This window comes from Sphingomonas sp. HT-1, assembly GCF_048568905.1.
Lineage (GTDB): Bacteria > Pseudomonadota > Alphaproteobacteria > Sphingomonadales > Sphingomonadaceae > Sphingomonas.
Window position 1 is genome coordinate 1695662 of sequence record NZ_CP183770.1, and the last position, 22599, is coordinate 1718260.

The window sequence follows — 22599 nt, forward strand, 5'->3', positions numbered from 1 at the left end:
CATTCTACCGAATTTGAGAATTGTCATGATAATATTCACAATGCTAAATTCATTTATGTCGTGGTTCTCGAAGGCATTATCTGTGGCGGACACCGATATATATGATGCCATGTTGTCAAAAATCGACAATCTAGAAAAGTGACTATCCAGTCTGGAAGCTGATCAAAATAACGCACTCAGCGTATAGTATTTACTATTTTCTAAACCCCGGGTCGCAACGGTGGTGCCCTTCGCCGCCTTTGGGCCGATGGATGATCGCGCGGTTGAGGGTCTGCACCAGATCGTAGCGAAAGCCGTCCGCCTGTTCGAGGAAGCGGCGATGCGCATACTGATCGCTCTGCGCGAGCGCCGCCGACCACGGCCGGACCGCCTGCAAGGGTGATAAGAGCGAAAAGCCGCGCTGGATCGCCGCCTGCCGGTCATAGCCATCGTAGAGCGCTGCGAAGTGGCGACGGTAGATGGCGGTGGACAATTGCTCACCCGCGGAAAGCGCGATGCCGTTGAAATCGATCGGCAGATCCTCGAGCTTCGAAACGCCGTAGCGCTGCATCGTCGTCCTCCGCAGCCGATCGAGCCGCGCGTCCTGCGGATCATGACCGCTCGGTCCCTCGCGAACCTCCCTGGTCACCGCTGCCTCGAACGCCGGGCCGGAAGCTGTTGGAGCCAGCGCCTCCGCGACCGTCGGTGCGATACGGGGCACGAACAGCGTCGCCATCGCCCAGAAGGCCAGCAGGACCACCAGCGCGGTCCGCGCGGACGCGAAGGCAGCCGACGCCGCCAGCGTGAGCGCGGCGAAGGCGAGCAAGTACAGGCCATAGCCGAGCATCATCCAGAGCAGCGCGGAAAACTCCGTCAGGCCCCCGCCGCTCCCCGCCAGCGCCAGCGCGCTCGCCAGGGTGGCGACGGCAAGCAGCAGTCCGGCGGTCGCGCCAAGTCCTCCCAGGCGCCCTGCCATCAGCGCGGCGGGGGAGGCGCCGGCGGCAAGTTCCTGTCGGAGCAGGCCGCGTGCGCGTTCCCCCGAAAAGGCCGAGAAGCCGGAAAGTATCACCAGCAGCGGCGCAAAAAGCTGGAGCATTGTCGCCGGGCTGAGCGCGCCAAAGCGGTCGAGTGCCGTACCCCCATCGATCGTGCGGTTGCGTGCCGGATTGTTGGCATGTGCTTCGACTTTGAGCGACGTGCCAAGCTGGGGCAGCAGGCCGGGGTCGACCACGGCAAGGGGCGAGACCGGCTTGAAAAAATAGCGTCCGAAATGCGCCGCGCCGTGCGGGTTGGCGGGGCCTTGCGATGCCCAGACCCGTGCCTCCTGCGCCTGAGCGGCACGCCGTTCCTCCTCGCGTGCGCCGTGGAGCGCGGCACCGGCGATCCCTGCGGCGAGCAATGCCAGCAGCAGCGAAAGCGCCAGCACCGCAAGCCGTCGGTCGCGTACCAATAGCCGCCATTGCTGGCGGGCAATGACGGGAACGAGCGCGCCTGTCATTTCAGTAGCTGGCGCGGAGCGTCAGCAGGACGTTCCGTGGCTCGCCATAGAAGTTGTACGTGTTGATCGAGCCGACGCGCTGGTAATAGATTTTGTCGAATATGTTATTGACCGACACGAACGCACGCAGGTGCTCGTCGACACGCCAGCCGAGCTGGGCGCCCGCTACGGCGAAGGGCGCTTGCTCGCGGATACTGGCAACGCCACCGGCGATGACGCCGCTCTGACCGATCACGCTGACAGCGGCAAAGGCGCCGCCTAGTGCCACCGGCTCGTACCGGACATATGCCTTATACTGGTGTCTGGGCGTGTTGAGGTCGAACACGGCGCCGGTCTGGGCTGCGGTGCCGAGCTCGAACGCGGTCCTGACGTTGGTGTAGCTCGCCACGAGGTCCAACCCAGGGAGTGGGCGCCCGGTGACTTCGAACTCGAAGCCTTCGATTTTCACGACGCCTGCCTCGACGAAGAAGCCAGGGTTTGCCGTGTCGGCGAGGGCGCGATTCTTGTCCTTGCTGCGGAACACCGCCGCGCTGGCGTTAAGGGCCCCGTCCAGGAACCTCCCCTTCAAGCCGGCCTCATATTGCTCGCCGACGCGGGGATCGAGCACGGTGCCGTTGGCCCGCAGCGACGTCTGCGGATTGAAGATGTCGGAGTAGCTTGCGTACAGCGTGACGTTATCCGTCAGGTGCAGCACCGCGCCGAGGCTCGGCGTGAACTGGCCGCGCTCTCGCGCGCCGGTGGTGAAGTTGGTAGGCGTCGAAGGCGGAATGCTGCGCGACTTGTTGGTATAGTCGCTGACCCGGGCGCCCGCGACGATCGTCAGGCCCTTGATGGGGCGCAGCCGGAGCTGGGCATGGACGCCGCTCTGCTGCAAATCGGTTTCGCTGCCTGAGGTGAAGGCGGCACCCGGCAGCGGGATCGAATCTGCAGCGTAGATCGAATACCTGCCGACCGGCGTCTGGGTGCGATTGAGGAACGAAGTCGTCCGCTTGTCCCAGCTATAGCCGATCGCCAGCTCATGCTCCTGGCCGAACAGCGTGAACGGGCCGGTGGCATAAGTGTCCACCGACGTCTTGCCGTTCACGCCCCGGCTGCGGCGGTTCACATATTCGGCCGTCAGCGTGACGGGATCGACACCGGTGCCGGGGCGAACGAATGCGTCTTCCCATGCTCGCGGGATGTCACGATGGAGACCGCGCACTACGACCGACCAGTCGCCGATCTGCTGCTTGATCTCGGCGGCATATTCGGTGGTGGTCTCGGTGAACGTGTTCCAGCTGGGCAAATGCTGGAAGTTGCGGGGGAAGTTCAGAAACTGGTCCGTCAGTGGGTGCCGCGTCGACGTCGCGCCGTTCACGCGCAGGCCATAGGCCGGCTGCCCGTTCATCGGCGTGTCCGCCACCGTATCCTGATAGCTGAGCGATGCGCCGATCGTGGTGGTCGGCGTCAGGTCGAAGTCGAGCGCGCTATAGGCGGTAAGCTTGCGGGTATGCGACTTGGCCTGGAAGAAGTCGCGATCGTGCAGTGCGCCCACCGCACGCAGGCGCAGACGCCCGGCTGCATCCACCGGCCCGCCGATATCGAACTCGCCGCGATAGTTGTTCCAGGAGCCGGCAGAAAGCGCGCCGGAAATTGCGAGTTGATCCTGTCCACGCTTGCGGATGAGGTTGATCGTGCCGCCCGGCGATCCGGATCCACGGAACAGGCCGGTCGGCCCGCGCTGCACTTCAAGCCGCTCATAGATAACCAAGTCGAACTCGGGCACGCCGGACGAGAAGGTCGAGGGGATGCCGTCATAGGCATAGTCGAGCACGAAGCCGCGCGCGCGATAATCGGGGTTGGTGCCATCGAACGGCATTACCGTGACGCCCGCCACGGTCTGCATCGCTTCGCCGATCGTGAAGAGGTTGCGATCCTCGATCTGCCGGCGCGTGACAACGCTTACCGATTGCGGAACTTCGATCAGCGGCGCCGGGCTCTTGCCGGCGACGGACGCCTGCTGGGGGGCGTAGCTGTCGTCCTGGCGAACCCCGGTAACCACGATATCCGAGCGACGCGAATGCTCCCCCTCCCCGGTCTGGGCAAACGCAGGCATGGTGATAAGGGGCAGGCCTAGCATCAGGCCTGCCCGTACGGACAGTCGGTTCATTCTTCCCCCTATTGCAACCGTGTTACGGTATAACGTCCCCCGTAAGTCACTGGGAGCAATCGCGCAAGGGACTTGGAATCGCGCGCATTTTCACGTCCGACTGCCCGACGGGGCAAGCCGACGCGATCGAACCGGGCAAAGTGTGACCGGTCGCGAGAGCGCGTCCAGCCCGGGCCGCTAATCTACCCGGCAGATGCTTCCGGCTTAGCGGCAACCGCCAGATGCGCCGTTCCCGGAATCCGGATCCAGTCACCGTCCCGCCATTGCCCGAGCATGTTTGCTGCTTCGCCCACCACGGCACGCCTTTCGCTATCCCCCCGCCCGCTAATCAACGGGTTGGCGCCGATCATCGGGCTTTCGTTCGCCAGGATTGGCCGCCGCCAGGGCAAGCGCGCCCGGGCCGGTGGCGATATCGAGCAAGGTCATGCCCTGCCCGATATCGGCGAGCGCCACCGCGTCACGGCAGAACTGCGCCGTGAACGGTTCCGCGCCGAGGATGTAGGTGTCGGCCGTTTCGTCCCAATAGGCGGCGGTCTGGATCGGCTATGCCATCGTCTTAGCGCTTTGCCGTTGCTTGCGCGTAGCGGCGGGAGACTTCGGCCCAGTTCACCACCTGCCACCAGCCGTCGAGATAATCGCCGCGGCGGTTCTGGTACTTCAGATAATAGGCATGCTCCCACACGTCGTTGCCGAGGATCGGCGTGCCCTTGGCTTCGGCCACGTCCATCAACGGATTGTCCTGGTTGGGGGTGGAGGTAATGGCCAGCTTGCCGTCCGCGCCCACGATCAGCCAGACCCAGCCCGAGCCGAAGCGCTTGGTACCTGCCTCCTTGAACGCGGCCTTGAACGTGTCGAGCGAGCCAAAGCTGCCGGCAATCGCGGTCGCCAGCGCCGGCGAGGGCGCGCCAGCCTGCGCGGGCGACGCCATCGTCTTCCAGAAGAAGCTGTGGTTCCAATGCCCGCCGGCATTGTTGCGCACGACCGCCGGCAGCGTGCCCGCCCTGGCGACCAGTTGCTCTAGCGACTGGCCAGCCAGCGCAGCATCGGCGGCAACTGCCTTGTTCAGCGCATCGACATAGGCCTGGTGGTGCTTGTCGTGGTGGATCGTCATCGTCTGCGCATCGATCGCCGGTTCCAGCGCGTCGGCGGCATAGGGCAGCGCCGGCAGCGTGAAGGCGGCGGGCGCGGGCGTCGCCTGTGCGAGAGCGAGCGACGGGGCGGCGGCAAGGCTCGCAAACGCAAGCGATAGGACAATGCGCTTCATGGGTTCCTCCTGGTTATGGCTGGGGTGGGACGGGTCGGCACACGACCGAAACGGGTGGCACGCGGATTTGGCGTCGACCGCGCGCTCAAAGAAAGATCGTTCCGCGCGAAGAGGGAAGACCGGGGTGGCCGGGCTGCATCCCGACAGCGATGTAGCTGGAACAACGTGCTTTCTTCCTTGGTCGGACGCCAATAGGTGGGAAGGCCACTTGACGCGATGGTGATGTTATATCATTGCCACGCAGGCACCTCGGTGTCCAGCGTTGGATGGAGTAAGGCATGACGCAGGCAGTGCGACGACAATATCTGTACGACGCGCTCGCGCTCGGACTCTCGCTGCTCTGCCTGGTGCACTGCCTCGTGCTGCCGATGCTGATCCTCCTGCTTCCCGTGCTGGCGGCCTATCTGGCGGTGCCGGAGCAATTCCACTTGTGGGCGCTTGCGCTTGCGATACCGGCCAGCACGATCGCGCTGGCTGCCGGCTATCGCCGCCATCGCCAGAGCAGGCCGGTGATGATCGTGGTTCCGGGGATTGCGCTGCTGGCATTCGGCGCACTCGCCGCCCCGACCGAAGCGATGGAAACCGCGCTGACCGTGCCCGGCGCCCTGGCGCTGGCGCTTGGCCATGCGCTCAACTGGCGCGCGCTTCGGCATGGCGACGGCCCCCATGCGGTGAAGCGGTGACGATGCGCGCCCCGGCACATGCAGCGAGTGGCGCTGCGGCGCCCCGCAGGGCCCCCGGCGTTGCCGAGGCGCGCGTGGTGGCGTTGCTTACAGGCGCCAACCGGCCGATCAGCGCCTATGACATCGTCCACCGCTGCACCGCCGAGGGGCATCCGATCGCGCCCACCCAGGTCTACCGCGTATTGGCGCGGCTGATGGCGCAGGGGCGGGTGTTCCGCGTCGAAACGCTGGCCGCTTATATGCTCTGGCGCGCGCCGTTCGACATGTGCCTGATCTGCGATGGCTGCCATGCGATCCAACTGCTGCCCTGCCCCGAACTCCCCGCGCAACTGGCCGCCCAAGCGCAGCGGCTGGGTTTCAGGCCTGCCCGGCTCATCATCGAGAGCCATGGCCGCTGCGCCGAATGCGCCACCACATTGCAATAGCCACGCTTGCCGCAAGTCCTGGCACCGGCGGCCGCGCCCAAGACGTTGAATAGGAAATACACCGTGCGAACACCCCTGCTTGCCTGTACCGTGCTGGTCACCATGCTGGCATCCCCGCTTCCCGACGCCGCCGCAGCGCAAACGCCTCGCGCGGCCCCAGACCAGACCGCCAACCCCTTGCTCGCGCGCTGGACCACGCCGGACGGGGTTCCGCCCTATGACCGAATCCGCCCTGAACAATATGAGCCGGCATTCGACGCCGCGCTCGCCGAGGCACGGACAGACTATCGGCGGATCGCCGACAATCCCGCCGCGCCCAGCTTCGCCAACACGATCGAGGCGATGGAAGGCGCGGGACGGCCGCTGGGGCGCATTGCGAGCACCTTCTTCAATGTCGCTTCCGCCGATGCCACCGACGCGATCCAGGGTGTCGAGGAACGGATCACGCCCAAACTGACGCGGCTGAGCAATGAGACGCTGCTGGATCCGAAGCTGTTCGGCCGCGTCGATACGCTGTGGAAGGCACGCGCGACCTTGCAGCTTTCCCCTGAGCAGGCGCGGTTGCTGCAGGAGACGCACAGCCGGTTTGTCCGTGCGGGTGCCGCGCTGAACCCGGCGCAGCGGACCCGCGTCGCCGCGATCAACGAGGAACTGGCGACGCTGGGCGTCGATTTCGGCCAGAAGCTGCTCGCCGATCAGAAGGCCGGCAGCGTGTTGCTCAGCGCCGCCGAGGTCGCCGGCCTGCCTGAAGATCAGCGCAGCGCCGCCGCGATGGCGGCCGAAGCCGCCGGGCACGCCGGCAGCTTCCTGTTCCCGGCGACGCGCTCTGCCGCCGAGCCGTTCCTTACCGCCGCGCCCAACCGCGCCGCGCGCGAAAAGATCTGGCGTGCGTTCGTGATGCGCGGCGACAATGGTAACGCCAACGATACCAATGCGATCATCGCCCGGATGGTCGCGCTCCGCATCGAGCGCGCCAAGCTGCTCGGCGCGGAAAGCCATGCCGCGTTCGTCCTGCAGGATCAGATGGCCAAGACCCCGGCCGCCGCGACCGAGCTGCTGATGCGCGTCTATCGCCCGGCGCTTGTCAGGGCCAAGGAAGAGCTGCGCGACATCGCCGCATATGCCGCCAAGGACGGCATCACCAAGGTCGAGCCCTGGGACTGGCGCTATTATGCCGAGCAGGTACGCAAGCAACGCTTCGCACTCGATGAGGGGGCGGTGAAGCAGTATCTGCTGCTCGACAACATGGTCGCGGCGCTGTTCGATACCACCAACAAACTTTATGGCATCACCGCGCACGAACGGAAGGACGTGCCCGTCTATGCCAAGGGCGTGCGGGTGTGGGAATTGCGCGAGGCGGACGGGCGCACGATCGGCCTGTTCTACGCCGACTGGTTCGCGCGGCCAACCAAGCGGCCGGGCGCGTGGATGAACAGCCTGCGCGACCAGAACACCCTGTTCGGCGAACTGCCGATCGTCGTGAACAACCAGAATATCGTTCCGCCCGCACCCGGCCAGCCGGCGCAGATCTCGGTCGACGAGGCGCGGACGCTGTTCCACGAATTCGGCCATGGCCTGCACGGCTTGCTCAGCAAGGTGCGCTACCCCAGCCTGTCCGGCACGGCGGTATCGCGCGACTTCGTCGAATTCCCGAGCCAGGTCTATGAGCATTGGGTGACCGAGCCGGAGACGCTGCGCAAATATGCCCGCAACGCAGCCGGCGAACCGATGCCGGAAGCGATGTTGCAGGCACTGCTCACGTCGCGGACCTTCAATCAGGGCTATCTGACGGTGCAGCAGCTGTCCTCCGCAATCCTCGACATGCGGCTGCATGCGCTGACCAGCCTGCCCGCCAATTTCGATGCGCGCGCCTGGGAAGCAGCGGAGCTGAAAGCGCTCGGCGTGCCCGAGGAAGTGGGAATGCGCCACCGCCTTGCCCATTTCAGCCACATCTTCGACGGCGGCTATTCGGCCGGCTATTACGCCTATACCTGGGCCGAGGTTATGGACGCCGACGGGTTCCAGGCGTTCAAGGAAGCGGGCAACATCTATGATCCGGCACTGGCGGCGAAGCTGCGCCGCGAGGTGCTGGAACGCGGCAACACCCGCGATCCGGCGGAGAGCTACACCGCATTTCGCGGGCGGATGCCGACGCCGGAGGCACTGCTGCGCAATAGGGGTCTGGGCGGGGAGTAACGCGAACAAAGGCGATCTGGCGTGCGCGGGGCGGGGTTGCACAGCTGCCCGGGCTATCGCGGTCGCCAGTCGGAGGGCGGCATTCCCGTAATCCGACGAAACGCGGCCGCGAACTTGCCGGCATTGGCATAGCCAACCGCGTTTGCCGCCCCCATGACGCTGGCGCCGGCGGCAAGAAGCACTGCCGCCCGCTCCATTCGCAGCATCGTCAGCCAGCGATAGGGCGCAAGGCCGGTGCGTGCGCGAAGCGCACGGGTGAAGCCGCTGGGATCCATCCCCGCAATCGCGGCCATCTGTGTCACGGAAAGGTCGTCGCCCAAATGCGCATCGACATAGGCGCGAACGCGCGCAAGCCGCTGGGCAGATAAGGGGCGGGGTGATCGGACGTCCGCCGCCGGCGGCACCGAATCCGCCAGCCGCTTCACGATCAGCGACACGCCATGTTCGAAAAAGGCGGTCGATGCGCCATGCGCCTCGGCTTCGTAGCAGAGCGCGGTGAGGACCGAGGCGAGCAGCGGATCGGCGTGGAAGCGGTGCGACACCGCGTCCCAATCCATGTCGGCGGCGGCATTCCAATGCGAAGGCAGTAGCGCCAGCCCGATCATGTCGACGGGGGAACTGCTGGCCTCCCCGGTGCCGCCCGGCGGCGTGACGACGATCGCACCGCGCCGCCAGCTGCCTCCAGCCGCCCGCCACCGACATGCTGTACCAGCCGCGCGCTGCCGCTGACGGACAGGCCGATGCGCAGGTGCGGGCCGTTGGCGATCGGCCCCTCGAACGCTGGATAGCGCCGACGCAGGATCGTCGCACTGCCATCGGGCGAGGACAGCACCGTGCCCGAATCCTGGGCACCACCGGCGATCCTTGCCCGATCGCTGTCGGCCAAGCTGCTATTTCCCCGATTGGAGCGGTCGGTCTCGGAATGGAGCGGCATGTCTGCGATGATACACTATTACGCAGCCCGGAAAAGATTCCGGGGAGCGTTTATCCATCATGCCGTCCTTTCGTCTCGCCTGCATCCTCGCGGGCTGTGCCATGCCTGCCGTCGTTCAAGCGCAATCGGCAAACGATCCTGGGCAGACGCCCGGCCAGAATGAAATCGTGGTCACCGGCACGCGCCGCGACACGCGGCTTCAGGACACGCCCGCTTCTGTGACGGTGTTGACGCGCGAGACACTGGACGAAGCCCGCATCCGCGACATTCGCCAGCTGGATGCCGTCGTGCCGAACGTGCAGTTCAACGAGAGCGGCCAGCTCGGCAGCACGTTCATTTCGATCCGCGGCATCGAATCGAACCCGTTCATCGTCAATCGCGCCGCCGTCTATATCGACGGCATTCCGTTCCGCGAGCTTTCGAACGCGGTGCTGAACCAGGTCGAATCGATCGAAGTGCTGCGCGGGCCACAGGCGACGCTCTATGGCGCCAATAGCGAATCGGGCCTGATCGTCATCAACACGCGCGCGCCCACCGATCGCACGACGGCGGAACTGCGCATGACGGGGATGCGCTTCGGCAATGGCTGGAACGGCATCGCCGACGGCTTTGTCGGCGGGCCCTTGGCGGGCGGTACGCTGACGGGATCGGTGGCGTTCAAGGTCCAGCGCGGCGACAGCTTCCTGCGCAACCAGCAGCCGGGCCAGCCCGGCGGCCGCATTGAGGAGGATTTCGTGCAGGGTCGCCTGCGCTGGGAACCCTCGGACCGGCTTACCGTCAATATGACCGGCTATATCCTGAACACGCGCGCGCCCGGTGTGTTCGATCAGGAATATGTGCCGCTGGATCTGGCGCTCTACAACAAGACCTATGGTGCCGCCTTCAACGAAGGGAAGTCTGCGGCCCGGTTCGGCTATATCCAGGATGCGCCGAAGCGGACAGACAAGCGCGAGCGCGTGGCGGGTGCGAGCGCCAGCTATCAGCTCGGCTATGGGCGGATCGATGCCGCGCTGTCCTATCGTCGCTACAAGAGTGACGCGAAGGGGCTCGATTTCGACTTCACCGCGCTGCCCACCGCCGCCGGACAGGATTTCAAGGACCGCGATTTCTGGAACGCCGAACTGCGCTTCACCTCGCCGTCCGACAAGCCGTTCACCTATATTCTCGGCGCCACCCAGTATCGGCAGAATGACGACCGCTTCCAGACGACGTTCGTGGGGCCAGGCACGCTCGATTCCTATCAGCCATCGCCGCACCAATATGCGCAGGCGCGCGACTGGGGGGTGTTCGGATCGGCCGAATGGGCGCCGCACTTCGCACCGAAGCTGAGCCTCGGCGCGGGCCTGCGCTACGATCATGCCCGGCGCACCGCCCAGCAGAATGCGGGCTCGATCGATCTCGGCAACGGTACCCTGTTCACCTATCGCGATGCGTCGTTGGCCGGCAGTTTCGAGGCAGTGCTGCCGCGCTTCACCGCCCGCTATACCGCGTCGCCGCAGCTCACCGTCTATGCCAGTGCCTCAAAGGGCTATATCCCCGGCGGCTTCAACCTGACGGCAGCGCAGGGCAATTTGCCCGACAGCGTGCTGCGCTACCAATCGGAGACACTGTGGAGCCAGGAAGGCGGGGCAAAATGGCACTCGCCGGATGGGCGCCTCCGGCTGGGCGCAGCGGCGTTCTACATCCGGTCGAACAACTGGCAGGAAATCCAGGTGGCGACGGATGCTTCGGGCCGCATTCTATCCGCCGACTATATCGGTTCGTCCGCATCGATCGACAGCAAGGGTTTTGAAGTCGAAGCAGCGGCGGAGCCGCTGGGCGGCCTCACGCTGACGGCCAATCTCGGTTATGCCGACGCCCGCTACCGCAACCTTCAGGTCGATGCGACGACCAATGTACGCGGCCGGCGCGTCAAGCTGATCCCGGCCTATGACGGCTATCTGGCGGCGCGATACCAGTTGCCCGGCGGTCTGTTCGCGCGCGCCGAGCTTGCCCTGACGGGGAAGCAATCGCTGGAAAGCAAGGGCGACGCGGTGCAGCCGGCGACACAGATGGTCGGTCTGCAACTGGGCTATGCGGGGCCGCGCTGGTCGATCCGGGGATTTGTCGAGAATTTGACGGATGTGCGGCGCGCGACCGGTCTTGCGTTCCGCAACCTCGCATTCGGCAATGATGGCAATTGGTACGCGCCCATCGGCCGCGGGCGGCAAGGCGGTATCGAGGTGCAGTGGAAGCTCTGACCGGCGGCATATCCACGCAGCAGCCCAGTTCTTCGACACGAAGTGGTTGATTCCCGCAGCATGATCGTCGATTAGGATATGATACATCATCACGCGAGACTCGCCATGGCTGCCGAACCTACCATCCCCGTCACCGTGCTCACCGGCTATCTCGGCGCGGGCAAGACCACGCTGCTCAATCGCATTCTCAGCGAGAATCACGGCCGCCGCTACGCCGTGATCGTCAACGAGTTCGGCGAGATCGGCATCGACAACGACCTGATCGTCGATGCCGATGAGGAAGTGTTCGAAATGAACAATGGCTGCATCTGCTGCACCGTGCGCGGCGATCTCATCCGCATCATCGAAGGGCTGATGAAGCGCAAGGGAACGTTCGACGCCATCGTGATCGAGACGACCGGCCTTGCCGATCCCGCGCCGGTTGCCCAGACCTTCTTCGTCGACGACGACGTGCGCGCCCGCGCCAGCCTCGACGCGATCGTCACGGTGGTGGATGCCCGCCACATTCTCCAGCGGCTTGAGGACAGCCATGAGGCGGAGGAGCAGATTGCCTTTGCCGATGTGATCCTGCTCAACAAGATCGACCTGGTCGATGCGCAGGAACTGGAGCGGGTGCGCCAGCGTATCCGCGCGATCAATGCGCAGGCGAGGCTGCACGAAACCCAGAACTGCGTCGTCCCGCTGGAGGAAGTGCTGGAGCGCGGCGCGTTCGATCTCGACCGTATCCTGGAGATCGAGCCCAACTTCCTCTCCGAAGACGATCACGAGCATGACGATGCGATCACGTCCGTCTCGCTGCGCTCGGAAGCGGCGATCCGGCCGGAATTGTTCATGCCGTGGCTGCGCATGCTGACTACGAACCAGGGGCAGGATATTCTGCGCCTGAAGGGTGTGCTGGCCTTTCCGGACGAAGAACAGCGCTATGTCGTGCAGGGCGTGCACATGCTGCTCGACGGCGATCACCAGCGCGACTGGAAGCCGGAGGAGCCACGCACCAGCCGCATGGTGTTCATCGGCCGCAACCTGGATCCCGCCACGCTGCAACAGGGGTTCGAGGCTTGCGCGGTGCGTGCCGCCTGATGGCGACGACGGCTGCGGACAGTCCGCTCATCCAGCGCCATGGCCGCCATGTAGAACTGGAGGCGGCGCCTACCGCGCTCTTGTGGCTGGGCACCAATGCTGCGGTGACGCTGGGCGATGGCCGGCTTTGCTGGATCCCCGACGGGGAAGAGTCGCAGCCGGTTCCGGTGCATGGCGGCGCGATCCTGTCGGCATGCCGGCATCCCGACGGCACGGCGATCGTCACCGGCGGCGACGACGGACGTGTGTGCCGGGTTTCGCCGGATGGGGCGGTGACCCAGCTCGGCCATTTCCCGCGCAAATGGGTGGAGCATCTGGCGGCGAGTGCGGCGTCCGGTCTTCTCGTCGCGGGTGTCGGCAAGGAGGCGATCGCCTGGACCAGAGGGGCCGACGCGCCGTCGCATCGCTACGCTGTCGCCTCGACGATCGGCGGGCTGGCGCTGGATGCGAAGGGCAAGCGGCTGGCCGTCGCCCATTACAATGGCGCGACGCTGCTCTACGGCACCAACCCGGACAGCGGCCGCGTGGCGCTCGCCTGGACGGGGTCGCATCTCGCATGCACGCTGCACCCAGAGGGCCGCTTTCTGCTCACTGCGCTGCAGGAAACCGGGCTGCACGGCTGGCGGCTGGCCGATCTGCGCGACATGCGGATGAGCGGCTATACCGCCAAGACCCGCAGCTTCTCCTGGGATCGCAAGGGCAAATGGCTCGCCACCAGCGGCGATGCGGCTGCGATCCTTTGGCCGTTCGACGGCAAGGACGGGCCGATGGGCAAGGCGCCGCTGCTCCGCGCCGAGCGCAAGGGCGCGCTGGTCACGCAGGTTGCATTCCATCCGAAGGACGAGGTGCTGGCGGTCGGCTATGACGATGGCATTGTCGCCCTCGCACGGCTTGCGGATGAGAACACGCTGCTGCTCGACACCGCCGGCGCCCCGGTCGCCACGCTGGCGTGGAACGATGCGGGCACCCGGCTGGGCTGGGGATGCGAGGACGGGCGCGTCGGCATTTTGAACATGGACGCGCGCGCGTGAAAAGCCCCTGCATCAGCGTGTGCCGGTTCGACGGCCGCACCGGCTGGTGCGTCGCCTGCGCGCGGACGCTGGCGGAGTGCCGGGAATGGAAAAAGGCGCCGCGGCCCCGGCTACTGGCGATCAACAAGACACTGCCAGCGCGGCTCGCCAAGCTCGACGCCCGCGGCATCCGCGTGTTCGAGGAAGAAGCATGATCGAGATTTCCGCGCTGTGGCTGATGTTCGTGCTGGGGCTGCGCCATGGGCTCGATCCCGATCATGTCGCGGTGATCGACAACATCGTGTTCCGCACCGTGCAGCCTCGGCCGCGCCTGGCGCTGTGGGTGGGCACCTTGTTCGCGCTGGGGCACAGCCTGTCGGTGGCGGTGGTCGCCATCGGGGTATCGCTGGCGGCGGACGCCTTTGCGCTGCCCGCCTGGAGCGGCCCGCTGGTCGACGCGGCGGTGATCGGGCTGCTGCTGATCGTCGGGTCGCTCAACCTCCACGCGCTGCTGGTCCGGGCGGACTATACGCCGGTCGGTTGGCGAAGCGGGCTGGTGCCGCGGCGGCTGCGCAACAGCACCCATCCGCTTGCGGTGGTGGCGATCGGTGCGATCTTCGGCCTGGTGTTCGATACCGCGACGCAAGCCGCCGCCTGGGGCGCCGCCGCAACCGCCAAGGGCGGGACGAGCGCCGCGCTGGCGATCATCGCCGCGTTCACCATCGGGATGATGCTGGCGGACACGCTGGACAGCCAGATCGTCGGGCGCCTGCTGCGTGCCACCGATCGGCCGACGGCGACCGTGCGCCGCTATCGCCGCGCGGTCGGCTGGCTGGTCGTGGCGCTCAGCTTCGGCACCGCCGGCTATGCGCTTGCCGAACTGTCTGGTCTGGACGTCGCGCTGTCCGATGGCGCCTTCACGGCAATCGGCATCGGATCGGCGGCGGCGATCGTCCTGTTGCTCGTCGCCAGCCGCTGGCGCGCGCATGCCGGAACCAGCGTCTGATCCTACGCGCACTGCTTTTCACGATATTCGTGAGGGGGGACACCAACATGACATCGAAGCTGCGACTCCTGCCGCGCATCTCTCTTCTTGCGTTCGCGGCGGCCTTTGCCGCGCCCGCGGCCGCACAAAGCGGCCAGTCCGCCGGGCAAGCGGCATCCGTAGACCAGGAGATCACCGTCACCGGGTGGCGCCTGCGCCAGCTCGACACGGTGACGCCGACCGGCAGCCGGCTTGATCTCTCCATTCGCGACACGCCCGCGACACTCGACCGGATCACCGCCGACGAAATGCTGACGCGCGGCTTTCGCACGGTGGAAGAGGCGACGGACAGCCTGCCTGGCATCATCTCCGGCGGGTCGCCCGGCAACCCCACGCTGTTCTCGATGCGCGGCTTTACCGGCGAGCAGATCACGATTCTGCACAACGGCCTGTATCTCGGCCCCGCCAACATGATCAACCGGCCGGGCAACACCTTCAACCTCGCCAGCATCGATGTGCTGAAGGGGCCGGCGTCGGTGCTCTATGGCCAGGGCGCAGTGGGCGGCGCGGTCAATATCGTCAGCAAGCACCCCGATTTTAAGGGCAATAGCGGCCAGGCGCTCGCTTCCTATGGCGAATTCGACACGGTCAGCCTGGGCGCGGGCGGCAACCGGGTGCTGAGCGATACGCTCGCGGGCCGCGTGGATGTGAGCTATCACCGCTCGAACGGCTATGTCGACGATACCGGGCCGCACTCGTTCAACGCGACGGGTGCATTGCTCTATCGGCCCAGCAGCGACCTGTCGGTCGAACTCAGCGTCGATTATCTGCGCGATCGGCTGCCCACCTATTACGGCACGCCGCTATTGCCTGCCGCCGCGGCAACGGGCCCGATTCCGGGCATTCTCACATCGGCGAACGGCGCCGTGGTCGATCGCCGCACCCGCTTCGTCAATTACAATGTCGGGGATAGCCGCGCGAACAGCTGGCAGGTCTGGCCGCGCCTGGCGGTCACCTGGTCGCCTTCGGACGCGGTGACACTGTCCAACACCGCCTATTATTTCCACGCCGACCGCGCCTGGATCAACGCGGAAAGCTATGCCTATAATGCCGCCACCGGCCGGGTCGATCGCGACCGGTTCTTCGTGTTTCACAACCAGGATCTCGTCGGCGACCAGGGCAGCGCGACGTTCCGCCACAGCCTCGCCGGGATGGCGAACACGCTGGTGGTCGGCTTCGACTATAACCATCTCGATTTCGTGCGCAGCCGGGGCTTCCCGGATGGCGACAGCGTCGATCTGCTGCGGCCGGCGCGGGGCAGTTTCGGCGCGCTCGATCGGCGGGTGAGCCCGACACGGTGGGACCAGATCGCGCTGTTCGCCGAGGATGCGCTCGATCTCACCGCCAAACTCAAGCTGGTCACCGGCCTGCGGGCCGAGCGGCTGTACCTGACGCGCGAAAACTATAATCTGGATGGCAGCTTCAACGCCGGCTCCAGCTTCCGCCGCGTGTACAAGCCGTTCAACTGGCGCGCCGGCCTCGTCTATGATGTGACGCCCGCGATCACCACCTATGCGTCGTTCAGCACCGGGCAGGATCCGGTCGGCTCCAACATCTTCCTGGTCAATGCCGGCCAGAATTTCGCGCTATCGAACTCGCGGCAAGTCGAAGCCGGGGTGAAGGCGGCGCTGCTGAACGGGCGGGCGTCGCTGACAGCGGCGGTCTATGACATCGAACGGCGCAATATCCTGACCCAGGTGGCGATCGATACGGTCAGCAATATCGGCAGCCAGCGATCGCGCGGGATCGAACTGTCGGGCGAGGCGCGGTTGACACCGCATTGGGCCGTCACCGCCAGCGGCACCTATGTCGATGCCGCCTATGGCAGCTTCACCGATCCGAACTACGGCGTGGCGGCCTCGGGCAACCGGCCGCCGAACGTGCCGGACTGGACGGCCAATGTCTGGACCAGCGTCCAGCAGATCGCGGGCCTGCCGCTGGAGGCGGGCGGGGGCGTGAAATATGTCGACCAGCGCTATGGCAACACCGCCGACACGCTGGTGCTGCGCCCCTATGCGACCGGCGTCGTCTACGCCACCTGGGCGGTGAACCCGCGGCTTTCGCTGACCGGGCGGGTCAACAATGTGTGGAACAAGACATTCGTGCAATGGGCCGACATCTATTATCCGGCGCAGGTGATGCTGGGTGAGCCGCGGCGTGCCGAGGTGAGCCTGCTTGCCCGCTTCTAAGGCGCGCCGGGTGCTGGGCGCGCTGGTCTGGTTCCACCGCTGGCTGGGCGTGGCCACCTGCCTGATCTTCGCTGCCTGGTTTGCCAGCGGCGCGGTGATGCTGTTCCAGCCTTTCCCGTCGCTGCCCCATGCCGCGCAGATGACGTTGCAAGCGCCGGTGCGGGGTGCCGACGTGACGGTCGCACCGGGCCGCGCCGCGGCGGCAGTGCCCGGCGCGGAGACGCTGCGGCTGGTCCAGCGGGCAGGACGTCCGGCCTATCTGGTCGGCGGGGGCGAAGCCCTGCACGCCATCGATTCGCAGACGGGCGCGCCGCTCCCGCCGCTGACGCCCGCACAGGCGCTGGCCGAAGCCCGGCGCGTGTTCGGTCCCGCCGCGACCGTGGCCGGGCCGTTCGACTATGACCAATGGGTGGTCCACAACCGATTCGATTCGGCCCGCCCCTTCTACCGCCTCGATGCGAACGATGCGGAGGGGACCCAACTCTATTTGTCCGCGCGTTCGGGTGAACTGCTCCAGCGCACGACCTGGAGCGCTAGGGCGTGGAACTGGCCGGGAGCGGTGCTCCACTGGGTCTATATGACGCCGCTGCGGAAGGACTGGCGCGCCTGGGATTCCAGCGTCTGGTGGCTGTCGCTGGTCTGCATGCTGGTGGCGATCGCGGGCACGATCCTGGGCGTGGTGCGGATGCTGGCGGCGCGGCGCCTACGCCCGCCGCGTATCAGTTTCTATCGGCGGCGCTGGCTGCGCTGGCACCACCTGCTTGGGCTGGGCAGCGCGGTGTTCGTACTGGGCTGGATCTTCAGCGGGTGGCTGTCGATGGACCATGGCCGTCTGTTTTCGCGCGGCACGGCGACAGACGCGCAGGCGCGGCATTATGCGGGCTGTTCGCTGGCGGATGCCCTGCAGCGTGTGAATCCCACGATATTGGCCGGAGCAAATCTCCGGGAGATCGGGTTCACGCCGCTTGCCTGCACGCCAGTGCTGACCCGCTATTCTGGGGATGGCCGCGCCGATCGCGTCGACGGCGCAGGGCACATCATCGACGAGGCAGCAATGCGCGGGCTGGTACAGTGCGCGGCGCTCGCCGGTTGGCCGGGCGCAGCGCATGGGCGCATCGACCCGATCGAGCCCAGCGCAACCGATGCGCTGGCCGAAGGCTGGCCCGCTTCGGCCTGGCGGGTTCGGCTGGATGCGCGGGGCCGGCCCGATCTGGTTGTGGACGGCGATACCGGCCGGCTGCTGACGGTGATGGATAGCAGCCGGGCCGCCTATGCCTGGGTCTATTACGCGCTGCACACCGGCAATGTGCCCGGCCTGACGACGCGCCCGGTGCTGCGCCGTACACTCTTGCTGCTGCCCCTGACGGCGGGCTTCCTGTTCAGCATCACCGGCGTGGTGCTCGGCTGGCAGCGACTGCGCCGCGCGGGCGGGATTACCGCGTCTCGATCGTGAGATGCGCAAGTTCGTGAACGGCGTTGAGACGCTCTCGGATCAGTTCGCCATCGCGAACCCCGGTGACGCTCACGATCGCGGCGCGCGCCTCCGGCCCCACCCGCCAGACGTGGAGATCGGTGATCCGTGCATCGCCGGCAGTTTCCACCAAAGCGCGCACTTCCTGCGCAACAGAATCGTCTGTGGCGTCCAGCAGGACCGCAGCCGTATCGCGCATCAGGCTCCACGACCACCGCGCAATCACCACCGCACCGACGATCCCCATCGCCGCATCCATCCACAACCAGCCAAGATAGCGCCCCGCCAGCAGGGCCGCGATCGCGAGGACGGAGGTCAGCGCGTCAGCCATGACATGCATATAAGCCGAACGCAGATTATTGTCGTGGTGGTGCCCGTGCGCCCCATGGCCATGGTGCGCCCCGTGATCATGGTGGTGATGGTGATGCCCTCCGCTCAGCAGAATCGCGCTGACGAGGTTCACCACGAGGCCGAGCGCTGCAATCCAGGTGGCGGCGCCGAAATCGACGTCGGTGGGTTCGAACAATCGCCAGACCGATTCGGCGCCGATCGCGGCCGCGACCAAGCCCAGAACCAGCGCCGAGGCGAAACCGGCGAGGTCGCCAACCTTGCCCGTCCCGAAGCTGAATCGCCGGCTGGCGGCATGTTGCCTTGCATAGGCATAGGCCGCCGCCGCGATCGCCAGCGCGCCGGCATGGGTCGCCATATGAAACCCGTCGGCGAGCAGCGCCATCGAGCCGGTAATATAGCCTGCCGCGATCTCGCCCACCATCATCACGGCGGTGAGGGCGACCACCCACAGCGTGCGGCGCGCATTCGCCTCATGCGCCGCGCCGAGGAAATTGTGCGCGTGGGTCAGCGCCATAGCGTTGGAAGCCTGGGGCATCGAAAGATCCTATTTGGAATAGCGGCGGATCACCGCCAACAGTTCGTCAGCACCCTGCGCGCGCGCTTCATCGGTCAGGCCGGCGCGCGCAACATGCGCTTCAAGATGGCCTGCGATGATCTCGTCGACCAGTCCGTTCACCGCGCCTCGCACCGCAGCGACAAGGTGCAGCACCTTCGTGCACGAAGCGTCTGCGGCGAGTTCCCGCTCCACCGCCGCAACCTGGCCGGCGATGCGGCGCACGCGCGCAATCAGCTCGGGTTTACTATCGCTCACATGACTCATAGGGATACCCCCTACCCCTATGTGCTTATGCCTGGCAAGTGTGGTACGAACCTATGCCCTGCGGCACCAACCGGTAGACGGTCCGGCGGATCTTCCTATGCTAACCCTCGAGACAAACGGAGCTGTCCCCTGAAACGCTTGGCCTTCCCTATCGCCGGGGCCGTCGCCCTGCTTGCCCCCGGCGCCGCGCCGGCCGGTGCCCAGACGCGCTACGACCCGGCTGTCACCTTTGCGCCGCTCACCCTTCCCACCACTGCCAACACGATCCGCAGCGCGAACGGCATGCCGGGGCCTGGCTATTGGCAGAACCGGGCGGACTATCAGATCCGGGCGACGCTCGATCCCGGCGCAAAGCGAATCAGCGGCACCGCGACGATCGCCTATACCAACAACAGCCCCGACCGGCTCGACACTCTCTGGCTCCAGCTCGACCAGAATCTCTACCGGCCCGGATCGCGCGGCGGCATGGCGAGCGGGCATGCGCCCGGCGGCACCACCGACGGCATGGTGATCGAGGCGGTCGAGCTGCTGTCCGGCGGCAAGACGATCGCGGTGACGCCGGTGATTTCGGACACGCGCATGCAGGTGCCCTTGCCGGCGGCATTGCCATCGCACGGCAAGCTTTCCCTGCGCATCCGCTATCACTTCACCATTCCCGGCGAATGGGGCGGACGCATGGCCTGGGGCAAGGCCCGCGACGGCGAGGTCTACAACATCGCCCAATGGTATCCGCGCATGGCGGTGTATGACGATCTGCGCGGCTGGGATCCGCTCCCCTATCTCGCCCAGGAATTCTATCTCGACTATGGTGACTTCGACTATTGGGTGACGCTGCCCGCCGGCATGATCGTTGCCGGATCGGGCGAGCTGCAGAATCCGCAGGAGGTGCTGACCGCCGCCCAGCGGGCGCGGCTGGCGGAGGCGCGGACCAGCGATGCTACCGTGGAGGTGATCGCCCCTGGCGAAATCGGCACCCCCGGCTCGCGACCCCAGCAGGGCGGCACGCTCACCTGGCATTTCCGCATGGAGAACAGCCGCGACGTCGCCTTCGCCGCGTCATCGGCCTTCGCCTGGGATGCCGCGCGGATGAACCTGCCCGGCGGTAAGACCGGGCTCGCGATGTCGGTCTATCCGGCGGAAAGTCAGGGCCGCGACAGATGGGGCCGCTCGACCGAATATCTCAAGCATGCGGTCGAGGAATTCTCGCGCCGCTGGTATCCCTATCCCTGGCCCAACGCGGTCAATGTCGCCGGTATCGCGACGGGGATGGAGTATCCCGGCATCGTGTTCGACGGGATCGAGGATATCGGCAAGGAGCTGTTCTGGATCACCGCGCACGAGATCGGCCATAGCTGGTTCCCGATGATCGTCGGCTTCGACGAGCGCCGCGATGCCTGGATGGACGAAGGCTTCAACACCTTCATCGACGTGTACGAATCCGACGCGTTCAACCACGGCGAATATGGCCCCAAGCGCGACAGCGAATATGCCGAAGGCGGCGGCAACCCGGTCGACGAGATCCTGCCGGTCCTCGCCGATCCCAACGCGCCGCCGATCCTGTCGCGCGCCGATACGGTGACGGAAAAGTACCGGCACGCCGTAACCTATTTCAAATCGGCGCTGGGCCTCGTTCTGCTGCGCGAACAGATCCTTGGCCCCGATCGGTTCGATCCGGCCTTCCGCAAGTTCATCGCCGCCTGGGCATTCAAGCATCCCAAGCCCGCCGACTTCTTCCGCGCGATGGAAGATGCCAGCGGCGAGGATCTCAGCTGGTGGTGGCGCGGCTGGTATGTCCACAACTGGACGCTCGACCAGGCGGTCACCCGGATCGGTCCCGCACGGAACGGTGCAGGCTCGCTGGTGACGGTCGAGAATCGCGATCCGATGGTGATGCCGGCGACGCTGCGCGTCACCTTCGCCGACGGATCGAAGCGCGACATCGCGCTACCGGTCGAGACCTGGATCCGCACGGCCAGCACCGACATCTATGTGCCCGGCCCACAACGCGTCGTGCGCGCGGAGATCGATCCCGACCACAAGCTGCCCGACCGCGACCGGAGCAACAACACGGCACGATAGCAGGCCGGGCGGCGGCTGGCGTCAGGCCCAGCCGCCGCCCACCGCCCCACCCGGCACGCCCGGCGCCGGGATGCTCTCCACCAGCCCCTGCAGGCCGAAGCGCTCAAGGCCGATCGTCATCAGCGACAACGTCCCGCGCAGCTGATCGGCGGTAATGTCGCGGGTGATGAACACCAGCCGCGTCCGCCGGTCGCCCGACGGCCACTCGTCCAGCTCCACGGGCCGGTGGAACAGGTGCTGCACGCCATGCACCACCACCGGCTTCGGATGATCGAGCAGATGCACGATCCCCTTCACGCGCAGGATATCTGCGCCCTTCAGGCTGGTGAGGATATCGATCCAGCGCTCGAACGCCTCGGCCCGCAGCGGCGCGCCGAAGGTGAGGCAGGTCGCGCGGATATGGTCGTCGTGACGATCGACGTCGTGGTGATGGTGGTCGTGATCGTGGTGGTGATGCGCGCCATGGCCATGGCCATGGCCGTCCGCATAGGCCTCGGCGTTCAGCCAGCGGCGTACGTCGTTGCTCTTGGTTTCGGGATTGTACAAGCCGGCATCGAACAGCCGATCCGGCTCGATCACGCCCTGGAGCACCGGCAGGATCGGCGCCGCCGGATTGATCGTGCGCAGCCGCGCCGCAATCTCGTGCTGGGCGTCGGTGGAAAGCAGATCGGTCTTGGTCAGCACGATGCGGTCCGCCACCGCCGCCTGGCGCACCGCCTCCTCCTGGGTATCCAGCGTCGCCATGCCGTTGGCCGCGTCTACCGTGGTGATCACGCCGTCCAGCCGATACAGCGTCCGCAGTTGCGGATCGGTCATCAGCGTGTGCAGGATCGGCGCCGGGTCAGCCAGCCCGGTGGTTTCGATCACGACGCGGTCGAACCAGCAGCTGCCCTCCCGCGCGAAGCGCCAGGGGGCGTCGCGCAACGTGGCGCGCAGATCGCCGCGGATGGTGCAGCACAGGCAGCCGCCCATCATCTCCACCACCATGTCCTCGTTCGAACGCGCGATCAGATCATGGTCGAGCCCGACCGCGCCGAACTCGTTGATGATCACCAAGGCGCGGCGCAGCTCCGGCATCCGCACCAGATGGTTGAGCAGCGTGGTCTTGCCGCTGCCCAGAAAGCCCGTGAGCACGCTGACCGGGATCAGCGCCTGCTCTCCCCCAATCAGCGGACTCATTGCGGCG

At 66.2% G+C, this 22599-nt stretch carries 19 protein-coding genes; 11 read left to right on the forward strand and 8 right to left on the reverse strand.

What is annotated here, in order from left to right; genetic code table 11:
* Nucleotides 1-193: 193 nt before the first annotated feature.
* From ACNFJ7_RS07775 to ACNFJ7_RS07785, 3 genes are all read right to left on the reverse strand, one after another.
* Nucleotides 194-1477 carry a DUF3526 domain-containing protein gene (locus ACNFJ7_RS07775; RefSeq protein ID WP_058805461.1) on the reverse strand — a complete coding sequence of 428 codons (1284 nt, stop codon included), beginning with the start codon at nucleotides 1475-1477 and terminating at the stop codon, nucleotides 194-196.
* A gap of 1 nt (nucleotide 1478) precedes the next feature.
* Nucleotides 1479-3626, reverse strand: coding sequence for a TonB-dependent siderophore receptor (locus ACNFJ7_RS07780; protein ID WP_019367772.1), 2148 nt, complete (start codon nucleotides 3624-3626; stop codon nucleotides 1479-1481).
* Between the two features lie 556 nt (nucleotides 3627-4182).
* Complete coding sequence (locus tag ACNFJ7_RS07785; RefSeq protein ID WP_019367770.1) at nucleotides 4183-4890, reverse strand: superoxide dismutase; 708 nt, start codon at nucleotides 4888-4890, stop codon at nucleotides 4183-4185.
* 278 nt (nucleotides 4891-5168) lie between these two features.
* On the opposite strand from ACNFJ7_RS07785, the gene ACNFJ7_RS07790 reads away from it, so the two are divergent.
* The 3 genes from ACNFJ7_RS07790 to ACNFJ7_RS07800 all read left to right on the forward strand — a co-directional run bounded on the left by ACNFJ7_RS07790 (nucleotide 5169) and on the right by ACNFJ7_RS07800 (nucleotide 8194).
* Nucleotides 5169-5573: a MerC family mercury resistance protein gene (locus tag ACNFJ7_RS07790; RefSeq protein WP_019367769.1), complete on the forward strand. Its 405-nt coding sequence runs from the start codon at nucleotides 5169-5171 to the stop codon at nucleotides 5571-5573.
* Between the two features lie 77 nt (nucleotides 5574-5650).
* On the forward strand, nucleotides 5651-5998 hold the full coding sequence (locus ACNFJ7_RS07795; RefSeq protein WP_152997881.1) for a Fur family transcriptional regulator: 348 nt from the start codon (nucleotides 5651-5653) through the stop codon (nucleotides 5996-5998).
* Nucleotides 5999-6061: 63 nt separating this feature from the next.
* The gene (locus ACNFJ7_RS07800; RefSeq protein WP_236704512.1) at nucleotides 6062-8194 is read left to right on the forward strand and encodes a M3 family metallopeptidase; all 2133 of its coding nucleotides are present in this window, start codon (nucleotides 6062-6064) and stop codon (nucleotides 8192-8194) included.
* 53 nt (nucleotides 8195-8247) lie between these two features.
* On the opposite strand, the gene ACNFJ7_RS07805 is transcribed toward ACNFJ7_RS07800, so the two are convergent.
* Nucleotides 8248-8799, reverse strand: a complete 552-nt coding sequence (locus ACNFJ7_RS07805) for a helix-turn-helix domain-containing protein (RefSeq protein WP_019367766.1) — start codon at nucleotides 8797-8799, stop codon at nucleotides 8248-8250.
* On the reverse strand, nucleotides 8796-9128 hold the full coding sequence (locus ACNFJ7_RS07810) for a hypothetical protein (protein WP_019367765.1): 333 nt from the start codon (nucleotides 9126-9128) through the stop codon (nucleotides 8796-8798). The genes ACNFJ7_RS07805 and ACNFJ7_RS07810 overlap by 4 nt, the downstream gene beginning before the upstream one ends.
* A 59-nt stretch (nucleotides 9129-9187) precedes the next feature.
* On the opposite strand from ACNFJ7_RS07810, the gene ACNFJ7_RS07815 reads away from it, so the two are divergent.
* From ACNFJ7_RS07815 to ACNFJ7_RS07845, 7 genes are all read left to right on the forward strand, one after another.
* On the forward strand, nucleotides 9188-11368 hold the full coding sequence (locus ACNFJ7_RS07815; RefSeq protein WP_201785397.1) for a TonB-dependent receptor: 2181 nt from the start codon (nucleotides 9188-9190) through the stop codon (nucleotides 11366-11368).
* Nucleotides 11369-11473: 105 nt separating this feature from the next.
* A complete protein-coding gene (locus ACNFJ7_RS07820) occupies nucleotides 11474-12448 on the forward strand; it encodes a CobW family GTP-binding protein (RefSeq protein WP_019367763.1) in 975 nt (324 codons plus the stop codon).
* A complete protein-coding gene (locus tag ACNFJ7_RS07825; protein WP_019367762.1) occupies nucleotides 12448-13479 on the forward strand; it encodes a WD40 repeat domain-containing protein in 1032 nt (343 codons plus the stop codon). Before ACNFJ7_RS07820 ends, ACNFJ7_RS07825 begins: the two co-directional genes overlap by 1 nt.
* Complete coding sequence (locus ACNFJ7_RS07830; protein ID WP_019367761.1) at nucleotides 13476-13673, forward strand: DUF1289 domain-containing protein; 198 nt, start codon at nucleotides 13476-13478, stop codon at nucleotides 13671-13673. The genes ACNFJ7_RS07825 and ACNFJ7_RS07830 overlap by 4 nt, the downstream gene beginning before the upstream one ends.
* Nucleotides 13670-14464 (forward strand): hypothetical protein, encoded by a 795-nt coding sequence (locus ACNFJ7_RS07835; RefSeq protein ID WP_019367760.1) that lies wholly within the window; start codon nucleotides 13670-13672, stop codon nucleotides 14462-14464. The genes ACNFJ7_RS07830 and ACNFJ7_RS07835 overlap by 4 nt, the downstream gene beginning before the upstream one ends.
* A gap of 47 nt (nucleotides 14465-14511) precedes the next feature.
* Nucleotides 14512-16692: a TonB-dependent receptor gene (locus ACNFJ7_RS07840; RefSeq protein ID WP_019367759.1), complete on the forward strand. Its 2181-nt coding sequence runs from the start codon at nucleotides 14512-14514 to the stop codon at nucleotides 16690-16692.
* On the forward strand, nucleotides 16679-18145 hold the full coding sequence (locus tag ACNFJ7_RS07845) for a PepSY domain-containing protein (RefSeq protein ID WP_152997883.1): 1467 nt from the start codon (nucleotides 16679-16681) through the stop codon (nucleotides 18143-18145). The genes ACNFJ7_RS07840 and ACNFJ7_RS07845 overlap by 14 nt, the downstream gene beginning before the upstream one ends.
* On the opposite strand, the gene dmeF is transcribed toward ACNFJ7_RS07845, so the two are convergent.
* Both dmeF and ACNFJ7_RS07855 read right to left on the reverse strand, forming a co-directional pair.
* The gene (dmeF, locus tag ACNFJ7_RS07850) at nucleotides 18126-19049 is read right to left on the reverse strand and encodes a CDF family Co(II)/Ni(II) efflux transporter DmeF (protein WP_026008813.1); all 924 of its coding nucleotides are present in this window, start codon (nucleotides 19047-19049) and stop codon (nucleotides 18126-18128) included. The two genes, ACNFJ7_RS07845 and dmeF, sit on opposite strands and share 20 nt — an antisense overlap.
* A 9-nt stretch (nucleotides 19050-19058) precedes the next feature.
* Nucleotides 19059-19334 (reverse strand): metal/formaldehyde-sensitive transcriptional repressor, encoded by a 276-nt coding sequence (locus ACNFJ7_RS07855; protein WP_019367756.1) that lies wholly within the window; start codon nucleotides 19332-19334, stop codon nucleotides 19059-19061.
* A 138-nt stretch (nucleotides 19335-19472) separates the two neighbouring features.
* Here ACNFJ7_RS07855 and ACNFJ7_RS07860 point away from each other — a divergent pair, with 138 nt between their 5' ends.
* Nucleotides 19473-21413 (forward strand): M1 family metallopeptidase, encoded by a 1941-nt coding sequence (locus ACNFJ7_RS07860; protein WP_019367755.1) that lies wholly within the window; start codon nucleotides 19473-19475, stop codon nucleotides 21411-21413.
* Nucleotides 21414-21434: 21 nt separating this feature from the next.
* Here ACNFJ7_RS07860 and ACNFJ7_RS07865 read toward each other — a convergent pair whose 3' ends face one another.
* A complete protein-coding gene (locus ACNFJ7_RS07865) occupies nucleotides 21435-22592 on the reverse strand; it encodes a CobW family GTP-binding protein (protein WP_037512706.1) in 1158 nt (385 codons plus the stop codon).
* Between the last annotated feature and the right edge of the window lie 7 nt (nucleotides 22593-22599).

Bases quoted from the DNA above. Each gene is read 5' to 3' on its own strand.
- ACNFJ7_RS07775 (WP_058805461.1), bottom strand. From the start codon at position 1,477: ATGACAGGCGCGCTCGTTCCCGTCATTGCCCGCCAGCAATGGCGGCTA.
- ACNFJ7_RS07780 (WP_019367772.1), bottom strand. From the start codon at position 3,626: ATGAACCGACTGTCCGTACGGGCAGGCCTGATGCTAGGCCTGCCCCTT.
- ACNFJ7_RS07785 (WP_019367770.1), bottom strand. From the start codon at position 4,890: ATGAAGCGCATTGTCCTATCGCTTGCGTTTGCGAGCCTTGCCGCCGCC.
- ACNFJ7_RS07790 (WP_019367769.1), top strand. From the start codon at position 5,169: ATGACGCAGGCAGTGCGACGACAATATCTGTACGACGCGCTCGCGCTC.
- ACNFJ7_RS07805 (WP_019367766.1), bottom strand. From the start codon at position 8,799: ATGATCGGGCTGGCGCTACTGCCTTCGCATTGGAATGCCGCCGCCGAC.
- ACNFJ7_RS07810 (WP_019367765.1), bottom strand. From the start codon at position 9,128: ATGCCGCTCCATTCCGAGACCGACCGCTCCAATCGGGGAAATAGCAGC.
- ACNFJ7_RS07815 (WP_201785397.1), top strand. From the start codon at position 9,188: ATGCCGTCCTTTCGTCTCGCCTGCATCCTCGCGGGCTGTGCCATGCCT.
- ACNFJ7_RS07820 (WP_019367763.1), top strand. From the start codon at position 11,474: ATGGCTGCCGAACCTACCATCCCCGTCACCGTGCTCACCGGCTATCTC.
- ACNFJ7_RS07825 (WP_019367762.1), top strand. From the start codon at position 12,448: ATGGCGACGACGGCTGCGGACAGTCCGCTCATCCAGCGCCATGGCCGC.
- ACNFJ7_RS07835 (WP_019367760.1), top strand. From the start codon at position 13,670: ATGATCGAGATTTCCGCGCTGTGGCTGATGTTCGTGCTGGGGCTGCGC.
- ACNFJ7_RS07840 (WP_019367759.1), top strand. From the start codon at position 14,512: ATGACATCGAAGCTGCGACTCCTGCCGCGCATCTCTCTTCTTGCGTTC.
- dmeF (WP_026008813.1), bottom strand. From the start codon at position 19,049: ATGCCCCAGGCTTCCAACGCTATGGCGCTGACCCACGCGCACAATTTC.
- ACNFJ7_RS07855 (WP_019367756.1), bottom strand. From the start codon at position 19,334: ATGAGTCATGTGAGCGATAGTAAACCCGAGCTGATTGCGCGCGTGCGC.
- ACNFJ7_RS07865 (WP_037512706.1), bottom strand. From the start codon at position 22,592: ATGAGTCCGCTGATTGGGGGAGAGCAGGCGCTGATCCCGGTCAGCGTG.